This is a genomic window from Wenzhouxiangella sp. 15190 (genome assembly GCF_003417465.1).
GTDB lineage: Bacteria > Pseudomonadota > Gammaproteobacteria > Xanthomonadales > Wenzhouxiangellaceae > Wenzhouxiangella.
Genome location: NZ_QVMV01000028.1, coordinates 70,500 through 87,185 on the forward strand (window position 1 = coordinate 70,500; position 16,686 = coordinate 87,185).

The following is a 16,686-nucleotide window of genomic DNA, read 5'->3' on the forward strand; positions in this document are numbered from 1 at the left end:
TCATGGGCGGCGCACTTCCACGGTCACTTGGTGTGTGTCGCCGTTGTCCTTGAAATCGATGGCGTTGCCCTTGATCGATTTTCCATCCATCTCGATGCGCAACGCGTACTCGTTGGCGCCGGTGACCTGCCTGTATTCGATGACGTAGGGAGAAGTACCGGCCCTGAGCGTGACGCGGCAGCGCTTCCAGGCCGGCGGCAAGCAGGGCTGGATCAGCAGCCAATCACCCTGCCGGCGGAGCCCGAAAACGGCCTCCACGGCCCCGCGCCATGCCCAGGCCGCCGCACCGGTGTACCAGCTCCAGCCGCCCCGGCCTAGATTGTCGCCCTGGCTGTAGATATCCCCGGCCAGCACGTACGGCTCCAGCCGGTAGTGCCTGGCGTCACGCTCGCTCGCGCTTCGCTTGACCGGATCGAGAATACCCAGCAGGCGTTCCACCTGGTCGGCCCACCCCAGATGGGCCGCCGCCCACAGTGCCCAGGTTGCCGCGTGGGTATACTGCGCGCCGTTCTCGCGAATGCCCGGCGGATAGCCGCGGATGTAGCCTGGATCCTGCTGGATGCGGTTGAACGGCGGCCGCAAGAGCTGGATCAGTCGGGCGTCGTCATCGACGAGCTCCTCCAGCGCAGAGGTCATGGCCATCGCGGCGCGCTCAGGCAATCTGTCGGGCCCCAGCACTGACCAAGCCTGTGCGATCAAATCGATGCGGCACTCCTCACTGTCTTGCGAGCCAAGCGGTGTTCCGTCGTCGAACCAGGCGCGCAGGTACCAGCGACCGTCCCAGGCATGCTTCTCCACCCGTCCGAGGAGCGACTCGGCCAGCTGGTGGAATTGGGTGGCGATTTCGGTCTCTCCGCGGGACTCGCAGATTGGCGCGAATTCCCCGAGCACCCGAACCAGAAACCAGGCGAGCCAAACGCTTTCGCCGCGGCCCGTGGTGCTGACCCGATTGAATCCGTCGTTCCAGTCGCCGCTGCCGATCACGGGCAGCCCGTGAGGGCCGACGATGCTGGCGCGGTCGATGGCCCGGCAGCAATGTTCGAAAAGACTGGCCCGGCGTTCGCTCTGTCCGAACTCGGCATAGCGCTCGGCCTCGCCTGCCGCCAGCGGCGCGCCGTCAAGCCAGGCCACCGGCTCGTCCAGGATGCCGCGATCGCCGGTGGCCTCGATGTAGTGCGCCGTCACGAAGGGCAGCCACAGCAGGTCGTCGGAGCAGCGCGTTCTGACCCCCCTGAGCGGCGACTCGTGCCACCAATGCAGGACATCGCCTTCCCGGAACTGCCTCGAGGCCGCGAACAGGATGTGCTCCCGGGTGGTTTCGGGCGCCAGCCAGGTCATCGCCATGACGTCCTGTAGCTGATCGCGAAATCCGAAACCGCCGCTGGACTGGTAGTAGCCGGTTCGGCCCCACAGCCTGGAGGTCATGGCCTGGTACGGCAACCAATGGTTGTAGAGCAGATTGAAGGTCTCGTCTGGCGTTTCCATCTCCACCCCCGACAAAAGCCGCTGCCAGTGCTGCCGGCTTCGCTTCCGGCTCCGGTCACCCTGCCCCTCAGCGATGTATTGCTCGGCCAGTGCCAGGGCGGCTTCGCGTGTCGCGCCGTGGCCGATCACGAAGTGGACGATGCGCTCTTCGCCGGGCGGCAGATCCAGATGAACCTGCAGCGCCGCGCAGGGGTCGCTGCCCGGCGCGAGTGAACCACTCAGGCCGATTCGCCACAGGGCCGCGGGCTGATCGAGGGAACCGCCCTGCCCCAGGAATTCCCTGCGGTCGGTGGTGAAGCCGTGCACGGGAAGATCGCAGGCAACGAAGGCGTGGCCATTGCCGGCGAAGCGGTCGTAGGGGTTGTTCGCCAGCAACGCGTGGCGCTCGAGGTCCAGGTCGCAGTCCAGGTGCAGCGCGGTATCGCCGCGACGATTGCCCAGAACCCATTCGAGGTAACAGGTAGCCGTGATCCGGCGTGTCCAGTCGCAGCGATTGGTCAGCGCCAGACGGCAAATCTTGACCGGATCGGACTTGTCGACGTCGATATCCAGTTCCTGCTCGAGACCGTTGTCATGGCGCAGAAAACGGCTGTAGCCGATCCCGTGACGAACCTGGCAGGCCCCCGAGCCCGGCCGGGGCCCCGGCGTGGGCGTCCAGACCCGTCCGGTTTCTTCGTCGCGCAGGTAGATGACCTCGCCGGAGGGATCGGTGACCGGATCGTCCGGCCAGGCGGTCAGGCGATACTCGCTGCTGTTGCCCGCCCAGGTAAAGCTGCTGCCCGATTCGGTCACAAGCGTGCCGAAACCGGGATTGGACAGCACGTTGGACCAGGGGGCCGGCGTGTGTTGTCCCGGCTCGAGATGAATGACGTATTCGCGACCGTCGGCGCTGAAACCGCCAATGCCGTTGCCCTGAACCAGGTCATCGGGTCGCGTCAGGGACTGGAGTACCTGGTCGACGTCGTGGGCGTCTCGGGACGACACCAGCGGCGGCAGCCGGGCCGGTTTCGGCACCAGCAGCTGGCTGTGCAGGTCGGGCCGGTCGAGATCCAGGACCACGCTGGCTGCAGCCAGCAGCGCACGGCGTTGGTCGGCGGAGAGTTCACGACCGGGGATGACCGTGACCTGGCCGAGCAGCACCCGCTGGGTTCGCGAACGCACGGACTCGACCAGTTCCTGCAGCCGGTCCCGGCCGGTCTGCTCATAGCCGCCGGCCATCTCGTCGATCAGAAGCAGGTCCGAACGCAACTGCCGCCCGGAAATCAGGGTATGTGCCCGAACCAGGCGCTCGATCTGTTCGAGGTCGCCGCGGTTGTTCACCAGGCCAGCAATGATGGGCCAGTCCCCCGAAACGCCGCGCGACCAGAGCAGCGACTGCACCGCCTCGTCAGGCCGCTCGCCCTTCCACCGCCACTCCGGCTGTGGCTCAAGCATGGCCGACATCAACCGCATGGCGAACTGCACCTCGCCGGGCGGCATCTGCAGGTGGTGCAGTTCGAGCGCGGACTGCATGCGGGCCTGTTCGAAAAGCCAGTTGATGCGGCTCGGGGAACGATAGTGGCTCATTGCACCGAGCAGTTCCTCGCGCGAACGGGCCGTGGCGGTCAGCAGACCGATCTCGACGCGCCCGTAGGCTTCGATGGTGACTTCGACGGCCGTGGTGCTGGACGGATTGATCACCGCGCCGGCACTGCCGCTCAAACTCTCGAGCCCGTTCGACAGACCGGCCGGCCGCTGCAGGCTGCCAGCGCGCCCGATAAACCGCGCGCGGTCGGTCTCCCAGCCGAACCGGGCGGCCACGCCCGCCGGCGGGATGAGCGCATGGCCGACATAGAGCGACATTTCCTCGTCGCTGCGCGGGCGGCGGCGGAAGACCAGGGTCCGGTCGGCCGGCAGGCATTCGCTCTCGACGAACAGGCGCGCAAAGGCCGGATGCCGCTCGAAATCGCGCGCCGGCGCCATGGCCAGTTCGGCAAAGCTGGCGATGACCAGGCGGCGCGGCGTTCCCGACTCGTTGTTGATGACCAACCGGCGCGCCTCGACGTCGTGCTGGCCGGCGATGGCAACATCCAGCCGGCACAGCAGCGAATGGCGCCGGCGCCGGAACTCGACCCGGTGGGGCGCCTGCACGACCTGGGTCTCGTCGGCCTCGTCCCGCGAGGCGGGATTGGCGGCGAGGGCGAACAACCGGTCCTGCTCCGGCTCGGCAACGTAGACCCGGGCCCCGTGCCGCCGGGTCGTGATATCGGGCTGCCAGCGATCGACGGCGATGCCCTGCCACCATCTTCCCCCGCCGCCGCAGGCGTCGACAATGGTGCTGAAGTTGCCGTTCGACAACAGGCAATAGCGAGCCGCAGCGGTGTCGAGCGGGTTGACCGTCCATTCGACCGGGCTGGCGGCAACGGCCAGGGTACGTTCGGGCTGCAGACGCATGCGAATGGCCAGCTCGGGGCTGGTCCGCGGCAGGCGCTCGTGCAGCAGCATCGACACGCCGGCAACGTGCCGGTCGGCCATGAACCTTCGGACCATGATGTCGTCGTTGAGGTAGTTGTCGATGGCGGCCAGGATCATGCCCTGGTGATGGCTCATCCAGGCTCTCACCACCCGGGCGCGGCGTGGCTTGTCGCTGGCCCGGCGGCCATAGTCGACCGCCTCGTAGCAGCCGAACAGACCGATGGCGTGTATCTTCGAGAATTTCTTCAGGTTGCCGATCGCGGCGGCCGGGCGATAAGGCAGGGCCATGATGCTGGCGTACGGCGCCACCACCAGGCGCTCGCCCAGGTCGCGGCGAAAGCCCAGCCCGGGCACGCCGAAGCTGCGGTAAGCGTAGTGGTGCTCTTCGTTGAGCTGGTAGTAGGCCGATTCCGAAACGCCCCAGGGGATGCTGCCATGCGCCTCGGCGAAGTCCCGGTGCAGGTCGATCGCGTTGGTGCTGGCCGTCTCGAGCAGGCCGGTTGCCGACGTGGGGCTATACAGCCGCGGCATGAGGTACTCGAACAGGGTCGCGCCCCAGGACATCAGCAGGCGCCGTCCGCCGTAGCGCCGGAACGGTCGCCCCAGGTGCAGCCAGTGGCGCATCGGCACCTGGCCGCGCGAAATGGCCAGCAGGCTGGTCAGGCGGGCTTCGGAGGCCAGCAAGTCGTAGAAGTTCGAGTCGAGCACCGCGTTGTCGGCGTCGAAACCGATGTGGAACTGGTGCCGCTCGCTGTTGTAGAGAAAGCCGAAGTCCATCTCTTCGACCCAGCCCTCGGCCTGGCGGGCAAGGTCCGCGCAGTCCTCGGCGAGTTGCTCGTTGGCTTCCCGCGCCTGTTCCAGGCTACGCTCGATGCGCTCGGCCAGGGCCGCGGGCAGCCCTGCCCCTTCGTCGTGCGCGGCGTTCATCAGGCGCATGGCGCGCCGACTCTGGGCCCCGTGCGCAGCCGGAGACCACCCGTTCTCGAGCAAGTCGGCAAGCTTCGCCAGGGGCCGACTACCACTTTCCTCGGCACAGCGCCTCAGCATGGGCAGATCGGGCAGCCAGGGCTGCAGGGATTCAATGGCACGCCGGGCCTGGCGCACCTGCCCGATCAGCTGCGTCAGCCAGGTTCTGAGCTCGGCGATGACATCGGCACTGACATCCAGGCGCTGGTCCTCGGCCAGTTCGATGGTGGCCTCGGCCAGTTCGTCGAGTTGATGCTCGTGCCAGATATCCAGCAGTTGGCGGCACTCGGCGGGGCCGGCCGCCAGCGCCTGGCGATATTGTGCGTGGACGCGGTCGAGCCACTTCGTCAGGGCTTGATGTCCCGGCGCCTGTTCGGCCAGCGGGCGCGCGGTGTACTCGATCAGCTCGAGCGTGTCGGCCAGGCCGCGCGCCAGTCTGGTGAGCGCCAGCGGCTGATTCGCCATTTCCTCGAGCGAGCGCGCCAGCGTGACCAGGGCGACGGCCAGATTGCCGCTGTCGACCGTGGAGACGTAGGCCGGAGACAGTCGCTCGAGATCGTGAATCTCGTACCAGTTGTACCAGTGCCCCCGGTAGCGCTCGAGCTGCGCCATGCCTTCCATGCTGTTGCGCAGCCAGGCGGTGAGCGTGTGCGGATCGATCCAGCCGAAATCGTGGGCGGCCAGGGCCGCGTTGAGCGCCATGCCGATGTTGGTCGGCGAGGTACGCGCGGCCAGCACGACTTTCGGGTCGTCCTGGTAGTTGTCGGGCGGCAACCAGTGGGTATCGGGGCCGACGAAGTGATCGAAGAACAGCCAGGTCCGTCGGGCGACCCGGCGCAGCAGTTGCTCGGCCTCGGGGTCCGGGCGCTCGATCTCGCGCCGGCGCGGACGCTCGACGCGCTTGACGATGGCCGGTGCGAACAGCCAGGCCAACGCCACTGGCGCAGCCACCAGCAGCAGCACGGGCTGCGACAGGCCCACTCCTGCAAGCACCGCCGCGCCCAGCAGCGGGCAGGGCCACAACTCCCGCCAAAGACTGCGTCGGGCCCGACCGAGGCTGCGATGGACGTGCGCGGCCGTCGTCCACTCCAGCAGGTGGCGATGGGTGATGAACACCCGCGCCAGCGTGCGGATAACCGCATCGCCGATCATCAGGCTCTGGTACGGCAGCAGCACCAGGCTCAGCAGCCAGTGCTGGGCCTGCAATCGCAGACCGTGAAGCGTCGCCCGTAGTCTCAGGGCGGTCGCACGCGGTGCCACCAGCAGGTGACTGGCCGAGCCCAGCAGTTCGCTCAGCAACCCGGCGGCCGGCAGCAATAGAAAGAGCAACGACCACAGCAGGTCGCTGCCGGGCAGGATGCCGCTGAAGGCGATCAGGATGAGCAGCAGCGTGACCGGCGGCTGCAGGCTGCGGCGCAGGTTGTCGACGATCATCCAGCGGTGGACGAGCGACAGACGGTTGCGGTAGTGCTCACCGTCGGTGCCTCGCACGCGGCGCCCCAGCCAGGGCAGCAGCTGCCAGTCACCGCGGACCCAGCGGTGCTGGCGGCGCGTCCAGGCGATGACGCTGGGCGGAAATTGCTCCATCAGCACGATGTCGGTGGCCAGGCCGGCGCGCGCGAAGATGCCTTCGAGCAGGTCGTGGCTGAGCAGGCTGTTGTCGGGAATGCACCCTTCCAGGGTGGTCTCGATGGCACGCCAGTCGTAGATGCCCTTGCCGGCGAAGATCCCCTCGCCGAAAAGGTCCTGGTACACGTCCGAGCTGGCGTGTGTGTAGAGATCGACGGTCGTATCGCCGGAGAAGGCCCGCGTGAAGGCGTTGTTTCTCGTGGTGTCCGGATCGATCTCGACACGCGGCTGGATGATGCCGTAGCCGGCCTTGAGCGAGCGGCCATCGGCGCTGTATACCGCACGGCTGAGCGGATGAGCCAGCGTGCCCACCAGCTGCCTCGCCACCCCCGGGGGCAAGCGGGTATCGGCATCGAGCGTAATCACGTAGCGAACGCCGCCGAGGCGCCCGCGCTCGCCGAAGCTGTCGGTGAAACCCGAGTCCTGGTGTCCGGCAAGCAGCCGGTTGAAGGCCATCAGCTTGCCACGCTTGCGTTCACGCCCCATCCAGCAGCCTTCGCGCTCGTTGAATTCGCGCTGGCGGCACAGGAAGAGGAAATCGGCCTCGGGATATTGACGCCTCAGGCGCTCGATCTGCTGGCGTCCCCGCCGCAGGATGGACCGGTCGGAGCCGAGTGTCGGCTCATCGGCATCGTGCAGGTCACCCAGCACGACCCAGACCAGCTGCGGATCGTCGTTGGCCAGGAAGTTGATTTCCAGGCGCTCGAAGGCGTGATCGACATCATCGGGGCCGGAGAAGATCACCGGCACGGCCACCGTGCTGCGATACGGCGGCGGAATGCCTGATTCGAAATCCAGACGCGCCAGGGTGCGCGGCGGAATCAGGCGGGTCAGCAGGCCGTTGGCCAGGGTGACGGCCAGGCCCAGGGCGGGAACCAGCAGAAGCGCCAGGAGCACGGCTGACAGCGCCGCGGAAGCCTGGTGGTGAGCGAGATAGGCGGCCGGCAGTGCCACGGTGACGCCGGCCAGCGCGAAAACCAGCAGGAAGTAGACCAGACCCGGCCGGTGCAAGGCGAAATCAAGCAGGCGCTTGCCCGGGCGCGGGTGATAGCCGATCTCGCGCTCGGTCTGCGGCCGTCCGCCGCCGACCAGCCAGTAGCCGACGTGAGCGTGGCGCGAATCGACCGGCGAAGCCCGCGCCAGCGAGACGCAACGCCGGGCGATATCCGTTTCGGCATGGCTGCTGCCGCGGGCCAGTTCCTCGACCACTCGTCGATAGCGATCCCGGGACTCGAAGTCCATTTCGGCGTAGGCACCGGCGGGGTCGTCGCGCAGCAGGCGCTCGACGGCGCTCAAGCGCTCGAAGCTCTCTCGCCACTCCTGTCCGGAAAGCGTTCGCAGGCTGATCACGCCGCCGGCGATGCGCTCGACCAGCCGGCCCTCCTCTTCGTGCCCGGCCCGCACCTGCTCGACCAGGGCCTCACCGCCGTCAACCAGATGTATGGTCTCGGCCAGGATCACGAAAGCCGGCAGGGCCCAGAGTTCACCGATGCTCAGGGGGCGTTCTGACTGGTAAATCCCGATGGCGCGCTCCATCCAGTCCGGATCGAGCGGCTGGCCGCCCTGCTCCACCAGGATGGCGGCCAGGGCCTGGACCGCGGGCTCGTGCCGCACGCCCTGGATATCGACTCCGGGCAGGCTGCGCACGTAGGCCTTCGGCAAGTCGCGACGGACGCCGGCAAGCGCCTCCTCGATCACGTGCTGATTGTCGAGTAGCCATTCCTCGCCGCGCGAGGCGTAACGGCGACCGGACAGGAGTGCGTCGAGATCCTCGTACAGCCGGGTCAGCCGCTTGCGCTGTCGATCCAGCTCCCGCCGGAAGCGCCGGCCGTCCGAGCTTCGCTCGCGCGGGCTGCGCGCCAGGGCATGAAGGGCGCGTTCCAGCGACTGATGGTCGGGCTCCGGGCTGCCGGTCGGCTGGTCGCTCGACACGTCCGGCCGCTCAGTGGCTGCCCTGCAGCAGTTCCTGCCCTACCCGCATGCCGTCCTGAAGCGCAAGCACCGGGGTGGTGATGCGCGTCAGCAACACCTGGCGAACGGCCTCGCTGCTCCAGCCGCTGCTGCCTTCACCATGGTGCACGGCCAGTACCAGCAGGTCCGGTCGTTCCCGCTGACAGACCTCGGCAATGGTTTCTACAGGCCGCGCGGAGGCCTCGAGGCGGGTCCGGATTTCGTGGTGCGATCCCAGGCGATCGCGCAGTTCCTCGAGATAACCGGCGGCCACGCGCCGGTTGCATTCGAGCAGTTCGGACTTGAGCGACGCTTCCCGCGCCGTCAGCGGCCGGCGGCGCGGCATGAGGGGTTCGCTGACCAGGTGCAGCAGCTCGATCGTCGCGCCACCGCCGGCGTCGAGCGCGCTGGCCACATGCAGGGCCACCTCGGCCGGCTGCGAGCCGTCCAGCGATACCATGATGTGGCGGTAGGGCTCGCCGGGACTGGCCTCGTCGGCCTGCCCGCGAACGATCAGGTAGGGAATTCGGGTGTTGGCCAGCACCTTGTGCACGGTCCCGCCGTAGGGCAGCCCGGAAGCACCTCCGGCGCCCCAGGCCGACAGGACCACCAGGCGAATGTCGTGATGCTCGATGAACTGGGCCACCGCTTCGGCCGGGCGGCCGTCGAGCACCTCAGTCTCCGTGGGCGCGCCGGCCAGGCGCTCGTCCCCGACCAGTTTCTGCAGGTAACGCTGCGCCTCGGCCTTGCGCAATCGCCAGTCCACACAGCCCGCGCTGTGTTCTCCCTGGGCGTCCCTCGGCTCGGACAACACTCGCAGCAGGAACACCCGACCGGAAAACGCCCGGGCCATCCGTCCTGCATGCACCAACGCCTCCTCGGCAAAGTCCGAACCGTCGAGTGGAACCAGAATTCGGGAGAAGGGCATGACCTAACCACAGCTACCTCAAAGCATGAATTCTCATCCTACTACCGAATGATTCACATGCGTTGATACAGGTCAACGGCGTGGATAACCACCACGCCGTTCTGATCAGGCTGGATCAGGGAACACTACCCGCACTTGGAATAACCGCAGGCCAGGCAGGTCTGGCAACCGTCGAGCAGCACCATGGCCTTGGTGTGGCACTTGTAGCAAAGGGCTGCCGAAGCCGGGTAGGAGCTTTCAACGCCCTGCCCTGCGTTTGCCTTCGTCGTCGCGCTGCTTCCTGATGCCGGGGGTGCGGCGTTCGCGTCGGCCTGCTTCTGTTCGCGGGCCTCGGCTTCTGCGCGTTTCTGCTCGAGGATGAGTTGCTGTTGTTCGGAAAGCTCCTCGGGCTCGATCATGCCGATGCGCTTGAGGTGGTTCTCGACCACCGCGCCGATGTCGGCCACGATCGAGGGTACGAAATGACCGCCGGGCTTGAAGTAGCCGCCCTTGGGGTCGAACACGGCCTGCAGTTCCTCGGCGAGGAAGACCACGTCGCCGCCCTTGCGGAACACCGCGGACATCACGCGCGTCAGTGCCACGATCCACTGGAAGTGGTCCATGTTCTTCGAGTTGATGAAGATCTCGAAGGGCCGGCGCTGCTCGTGCTCGGTGCCCTGGTTGAGGATGATGTCGTTGATGGTTACATACAGGGCGTGGTCATCGAGCGGCGTGCGAATCTTGTAGGTCGCACCTTCCAGGCATTCCATGCCTTCCGGACGCTCGAGTTTCTCGTGCATCCGGATGATCTCGGCCTTTTCGCGACCGCCCTCTTTCCTGCCGCCAGCCTTCTGTTCTTCCTTCTGCTTGTCCTGGACTTCGTAGTCCACGATCTTCTTGTCGATCCTGATGGTCATTTCAATGTTCCTGCAATGATTCTTGATCAGCTGTTTGAATTCGCATTCAACTCGAATCGAAGAGATGTGGCACAGTTACGGCGCCGCAGGCAAGGCTTTGCGGTTACCGGGACCCCGGAGCGTACTTTCGAGTACGTGAGGAGGCCCGGTGACCGCGAAACGCAGCATGCGGTGTCGTGACGAAGCCACATCAAAATTTGCCGTAGTAGCCTTCTTTAAGGGCATCGAAGAGATTGGCTGCCGTGTGCACTTCGCCGTCGTATTCGACTTCCTCGTGACCCTTGGCCTCGACCTTCGAGCCGTCCTCGAGTTCGAACACGTAGGTGGTCGACTCCAGGTCCTTGTCGGTAACCAGCACGCCCTGGAAAGCCTGCGGGTTGAAGCGGAAGGTCGTGCAGCCCTTCAGGCCCTGCTCCCACGCGAACAGATAGATGTCCTTGAAGTCCTCGTAGGGATAGTCGGTCGGCACATTGGCCGTCTTTGAAATCGACGAGTCGATCCACTTCTGCGCCGCCGCCTGAATGCCGACATGCTCCTTCGGCGTGATCGACTCGGCCGTGACGAAGTAGTCCGGCAACTGTTCCTCTTCGTTTTCCGAATACGGCATGGCCGCCGAATTGACCAGGGTGCGATAGGCCAGCAACTCGTAGGAGTAGACACTGACCTTCTCCTTGCTCTTGCGGCCCTCGCGGATCACGTTGCGGTTGTAGTGATGGGCGAAGCTCGGCTCGATGCCGTTGGAGGCGTTGTTGGCCAGCGACAGCGAGATGGTGCCCGTGGGCGCGATCGAGGTGTGGTGGGTGAAGCGTGCGCCCGTTTCGGCCAGCTTGTCGACCAGCTCGGGCGAGACTTCGGCCACCTTCTGCATGTAACGGCTGTAGCGTGCGTGCAGGACTCTACCGGGTACCTTGTCGCCCGGCTTGTAGCCGTCGCGCTTCATCTCGGGACGCTTGCGCAGCATCTCCGGGGTCACCTCGAACTCGTCGTCCATGATCGGGGCCGGACCCTTTTCCTCGGCCAGTTCGGCGGCGGCTTCCCAGCCGGCGACGGCCATCTCGCGCGAGACGCGCTCGGTGAACTCCAGCGACTCGGGCCGGCCGTACTGCGTGCGCAGCATGGTCAATGCCGAACCCAGGCCCAAAAAGCCCATGCCGTGACGGCGCTTGTACATGATTTCCCTGCGCTGTTTTTCCAGCGGCAGGCCGTTGATCTCGACCACGTTGTCGAGCATGCGCGTAAAGATCTGTACCGTGCGGCGGTACTCGTCCCAGTTGAAGCGCGCATTCTCGGTGAACGGCTCCTCGACAAAACGCGTCAGGTTGACCGAGCCGAGCAGGCAGGCGCCGTAGGGCGGAAGCGGCTGTTCGCCACAGGGGTTGGTCGCACGGATGGTTTCGCACCACCAGTTGTTATTGTCCTCGTTGATGCGGTCGACCAGCACGAAGCCCGGTTCGGCGTAGTCGTAGGTGGAGGTCATGATCATGTTCCACAGGCGCTTGGCCGGCACCTTGCGGTAGATCTTGCAGGCCACCAGGCCTTCCTCGTTGCTGACGTATCCTTCGGTGGTCGGCCATTCGCGCCAGATCACCTGCTCGGGGTCATTGAGGTCGGTTTCCTCGGCCTCGCTGTCGAGCACCGGGAAGACCAGCGGCCAGTCGGTGTCGTCGATCACGGCCTGAACGAAGTCGTCGGTGATCAGCAGCGAACAGTTGAACTGGCGCAGCACGCCGTTTTCGCGCTTGGCGCGGATGAAGTCCATCACATCCGGATGGGACACGTCGAAAGTGGCCATCTGCGCGCCACGGCGACCGCCGGCCGACGAGACGGTGAAGCACATCTTGTCGTAGATGTCCATGAACGACATCGGGCCGGAGGTGTAGGCGCCCGCCCCCGAAACATAGGCGCCCTTCGGTCTGAGCGTGGAGAACTCGTAGCCGATGCCGCAGCCGGCCTTCAGCGTCAGCCCGGCCTCGTGCACCTTGCCCAGGATCTCGTTCATCGAGTCGCGGATGGTGCCCGAGACGGTGCAGTTGATGGTCGAGGTCGCCGGCTTGTGCGCCAGCGCGCCCGCGTTGGACGTGATGCGCCCGGCGGGAATGGCCCCGCGCCGCAGCGCCCACAGAAATTCGCGATACCAGTGAGAGCGCTTGTCGTCGCCCTCTTCCACATCGGCCAGCGCACGCGCGACACGCTTGTAGGTGTCGTCGATGTCCTGGTCGATGATTTCCCCCGTTTTCGACTTGAGACGGTACTTTTTGTCCCAGATGTCCAGCGACGCTTCCTGGAAATCGATTTCCGGAAGCGCAGCGGTCAAAGCTTCTGCCGAAACGCTCATGCCGCAACCTCTTGATTATTGTGTGCTAGTTCCGGTTATGCACAGGCTGTTCACCAACTTGTTCACAACCCGTTGTGCCAAACCCAACGCTGGAGCACAAGATATTGTGCCAGCCCGACATACCTTACGCCCAAGCCGGGGGCGATTCAAGCCTTGGTTGCAGCTTACTTTTTGGCTATCGAACGAGATGCCTTCAACGCCCGCCTATCACGGGATTTCACAGGTTCTGACTGGATGAGAGCGAGATCGTTTCGGCCCTGAACGGGCCCCGGGCGAGATTCGAGCAGTGCTACTCGGTTTCGGGTTTGAGATCGCGTTCCATCAGGACCTGGACGCCCTTCTGTGCGCTCCAGCCACGGAACAGGATGCCGTGTACCTGCTCGGCGATCGGCATCTCGACGCCGGCGCGCTCACACAAACGCATGACTTCCTCGGCGGTCTTGATGCCCTCGACCACCTGCCCGATTTCGGCCACGGCCTCGTCGACCGGACGCCCCCGTCCCAGCGCCATGCCCAGGCGCCGGTTGCGGGACTGATCGCCCGTGCAGGTGAGCACCAGGTCGCCAATGCCGGCCAGCCCCATCAGGGTGTGATCGTCGGCACCGAGCGCACGGCCGAGGCGACGCATCTCGGCCAGACCCCGGGTGATCAGCGCGGCGCGCGCGTTGTCGCCCAGGCCGAGCCCGTCGGCCATGCCGCAAGCGATGGCCAGGACGTTCTTGATCGCACCCCCGAGTTCGGCTCCGACCAGGTCGGCCGTGTAGTAAGCCCGGAAGTTGTTGCCGTGCAGCAGTTCCGCCCAGGCCTGCCCGAAGTCCGGATCCGTGGCGGCCACGGTCACTGCCGTGGGCAAGGCCTCGGCCACCTCGCGTGCGAACGAGGGTCCGGTGATCAACGCCAGCGGAATGTTCTCGCCGAAACGCTCGCGCGCCACTTCGTGGAGCAGCCGACCGTTGCCCGGCTCGAAGCCCTTGCTGGCCCAGGCCAGGCCCGTATCCGCCGTGACGTAAGAGGCCACGCGGTCCAGGGTTTCGCCGAATGCGTGGCTGGGCGTGGCCACCAGGAGACGTTCGGCGTCGCTGCAGGCGGCCTCGAAATCGGCGCTTGCATGCAGCGACTCGGGAAACCGGCTGTCGGGCAGATAGCGCTGATTGACGCGATCGCGCTCCATGGCCGCCGCCCGCTCGGCATCGCGCGCCCAGAGACGCACGTCATGGCCCATGCGGGCAAGCTGCATGGCAAGCGCCGTGCCCCAGGAGCCGGCGCCGAGAACCGCGATTCGTGTGGCCACGTCCCGCGCCGGCTTACTCGTCGTCGCCGGCCGGCTGCTGCTCGCCCTGGTCCTGCTGCTGCCGGGCTTCTTCCAGTCGCTGGCGGAAAACGGCTTCGAAGTTGACCGGCTGCAGCGGCGGCATGAAGAAACCGCCGGCACTGACCATCGCGCCGATCTGCGAGCGGCAGTAGGGGAAAAGCACGTTCGGGCAAAGCACGTTGAGCACGTAGGGAACCTGCTGCTCACTGAAGCCCGAGAGCTGGAAAAAGCCGGCGTACTGGACTTCGCACAGGAAGGCGGTCTTGTCGCCCTGCTTGGAGGTGACGGTGACCGACAGCGTAATGTGGTTGCGGCCCTCGCCCAGGTTCTCGCTGCGCTGGGACAGGTTCATGTTCACCTCGGGCTCGCTGCCACCCTGGTCCAGTTCCAGCACGTTGGGCACCTCGAAGGACGCATCCTTGAGGTAGACGTGCTGAACGGCCATCTGGGCTTCCTGTTCGTTGCCGTTGCCGGCCGCGGCCTGATCGTTTTCTTCTGCCATGAGATTAACTTTCCTTTGCAGTTATCTGATTTGTTTGAAAAACTAACTGGGCAGTCTTGCTACTACTCAGTTTCCTTCGCTTCGGATTTCTTGCCGTCCTTCGACTTCTTGCGGCGTTTGCCCTTGCCTTCTTCGGGCTTTCCGGCGCCCTTGTGGCGCGTGACGGGCTGATGGTCGCTGATCCACTGCGTCAATCCGCCGCCGAGTACGTTGACGTTGGTGAATCCGAGTTTGACCAGGCGACCGGCCATCTGCGGCGCCACCTGGTTGTTGCGGCAATAGACCAGCACCGGTCGGTCCTTGAACTTGAGCAGCTGCTGATTGCCGGCCTCGATGCGCGAGGGCGGCATGTGCATCGCGCCCTGGATATGCCCCTTGGCATAGTCGGTGCTGTTGGACACGTCGAGCACCACCGGATCCTCGCGATTGAGCAACTGGACGGCCTCGAGGGTGCCCAGTTCCTTCCACTGGCGGAACAGGCGGCTGACTTCGTAGCCGATGAGCACGGCAATAGCCACGCCCAGCGCACCGGTCAGCAACGGGTGGTTGCCTATGAACTCGAGGACTTGTTCCATGGAGTGAATCGGCTCGGGTCAAAGCCGCCCATTATCCTTGATCTGGCGCTTTCTTGCCAGCACTGTGCGCGCCGGCTGTGGGATAATCATTTCGAACTGAATAACGCCAGGGCCAAGGAACGATGTCAAGACCACGACCGCTGCTGCTGCTCATTCTCGATGGCTGGGGACATCGGGAGGCCGCCGACGACAACGCCATCACGACCGGCCGGACACCCAACTGGGACGACCTGTGGGCCGGTCGGCCGCGGACGCTGCTGGAAACATCGGGTGAGTCGGTCGGCCTGCCCGACGGGCAGATGGGCAACTCGGAAGTCGGCCACATGAATCTCGGCGCCGGTCGGATCGTCTACCAGGAGCTCACGCGCATCCACAAGGCCGTCGAGGACGGCAGTTTCATGCGCAATCCCGCCCTGCTCGGGGGCGTGGAAAAAGCAAAGCAGGCCGGCGGGTGCGTTCACATCATGGGCCTGCTCTCGCCCGGCGGCGTGCACAGCCACGAGGATCACCTGCTGGCCACCCTGGAAATGGCCCTGGCCCACGGCGCAGAGCATGTTGCCGTCCATGCCTTTCTCGACGGGCGGGATGTCGCCCCGCGCAGTGCCGCCGACTCGATCGCACGCCTGGAGGCGGCCGTGGCCAACGATGCACGCGCGCACATCGCCAGTATTAGCGGGCGCTACTACGCCATGGACCGCGATCAGCGCTGGGATCGTACCGAACGGGCCTGGAATGCGATCGTCGAGGCAACCGCCGAGTACCGGGCCGGCACGGCAACCGAGGCGCTGGAGGCCGCCTACGCCCGCGACGAGGACGACGAATTCGTCAAGCCCACGGTGATCGACGGCGGACGGCGGGTGGAAGACGGTGATGCTGTCCTGTTCATCAATTTCCGCGCCGACCGCGCCCGGCAACTGACCCGCGCCTTCGTGGAGCCGGGCTTCGACGGTTTCGAATGCCGGCGCCCCACCCTGTCGGCGATGGTGACCATGACGCACTATCTCGACGGCCTGCCCGTCGACGTCGCCTTCGAGCCGCAACGCTTCGATCACCTGTTCGGCGCCGAACTGGCCGCCGCCGGCCTGCGCCAGCTGCGCATCGCCGAAACCGAGAAATACGCACACGTCACCTACTTCTTCAACGGCGGCGAGGAGCAGGTCTTCGAAGGTGAAGACCGCAAGTTGATTCCATCCCCCGGCGTCGCCACTTACGACCTGCAGCCGGAAATGAGCGCGCCCAGGCTGACCGAGGAACTCGTCGAGGCGATCAACAGCGGCGACTACGATGTCATCGTCTGCAATGTCGCCAACCCGGACATGGTCGGCCACAGCGGCAAGTTCGAGGCGGCCGTGGCTGCGGTGGAAGCCGTCGATCGCGTACTGGGCGAAGTGCTGCCGGTACTCGAGGATGTCGGCGGCGAAGCCCTGATCACGGCCGATCACGGCAATGTCGAACAGATGAGCGATCCCGAAACGGGCCAGCCCCACACGTCGCATACCACCAACCCGGTGCCGCTGGTGTACTTCGGCCCGCGTTCGGTTCAGCTCGCCGACGGCGGCAGCCTGCGCGATATCGCCCCGACGATGCTGGCGCTGCTCGAGCTGCAGCGTCCCGAAGTGATGACCGGTCGTACCCTGATCCGCTCGACTTGAGG

The 16,686-nt window shown here is 65.7% G+C and carries 8 protein-coding genes; 1 reads left to right on the plus strand and 7 read right to left on the minus strand.

All coding sequences use genetic code 11. The features are described 5' to 3' along the window. The 7 genes from DZK26_RS07420 to DZK26_RS07450 all read right to left on the minus strand — a co-directional run bounded on the left by DZK26_RS07420 (nt 1) and on the right by DZK26_RS07450 (nt 15,032). The gene (locus tag DZK26_RS07420) at nt 1-8,466 is read right to left on the minus strand and encodes a GH36-type glycosyl hydrolase domain-containing protein (RefSeq protein ID WP_116898768.1); all 8,466 of its coding nucleotides are present in this window, start codon (nt 8,464-8,466) and stop codon (nt 1-3) included. A gap of 10 nt (nt 8,467-8,476) precedes the next feature. After that, entirely contained in the window at nt 8,477-9,412 is a 936-nt protein-coding gene (locus DZK26_RS07425; RefSeq protein WP_116898767.1) for a universal stress protein, read from the minus strand. 125 nt (nt 9,413-9,537) lie between these two features. Continuing rightward, nucleotides 9,538-10,308, minus strand: a complete 771-nt coding sequence (locus DZK26_RS07430; protein WP_116898766.1) for an NrdJb — start codon at nt 10,306-10,308, stop codon at nt 9,538-9,540. Nucleotides 10,309-10,498: 190 nt separating this feature from the next. Continuing rightward, nucleotides 10,499-12,643, minus strand: a complete 2,145-nt coding sequence (locus tag DZK26_RS07435) for an adenosylcobalamin-dependent ribonucleoside-diphosphate reductase (RefSeq protein WP_116898765.1) — start codon at nt 12,641-12,643, stop codon at nt 10,499-10,501. Nucleotides 12,644-12,932: 289 nt separating this feature from the next. Beyond that, nucleotides 12,933-13,934, minus strand: coding sequence for an NAD(P)H-dependent glycerol-3-phosphate dehydrogenase (locus tag DZK26_RS07440; RefSeq protein ID WP_116898764.1), 1,002 nt, complete (start codon nt 13,932-13,934; stop codon nt 12,933-12,935). 13 nt (nt 13,935-13,947) lie between these two features. Then, nucleotides 13,948-14,457 carry a protein-export chaperone SecB gene (gene secB, locus DZK26_RS07445; RefSeq protein ID WP_116898763.1) on the minus strand — a complete coding sequence of 170 codons (510 nt, stop codon included), beginning with the start codon at nt 14,455-14,457 and terminating at the stop codon, nt 13,948-13,950. 62 nt (nt 14,458-14,519) lie between these two features. Continuing rightward, nucleotides 14,520-15,032 carry a rhodanese-like domain-containing protein gene (locus tag DZK26_RS07450; protein WP_116898762.1) on the minus strand — a complete coding sequence of 171 codons (513 nt, stop codon included), beginning with the start codon at nt 15,030-15,032 and terminating at the stop codon, nt 14,520-14,522. 122 nt (nt 15,033-15,154) lie between these two features. Here DZK26_RS07450 and gpmI point away from each other — a divergent pair, with 122 nt between their 5' ends. Beyond that, nucleotides 15,155-16,684 carry a 2,3-bisphosphoglycerate-independent phosphoglycerate mutase gene (gene gpmI, locus DZK26_RS07455; protein ID WP_116898761.1) on the plus strand — a complete coding sequence of 510 codons (1,530 nt, stop codon included), beginning with the start codon at nt 15,155-15,157 and terminating at the stop codon, nt 16,682-16,684. Nucleotides 16,685-16,686: the final 2 nt, after the last annotated feature.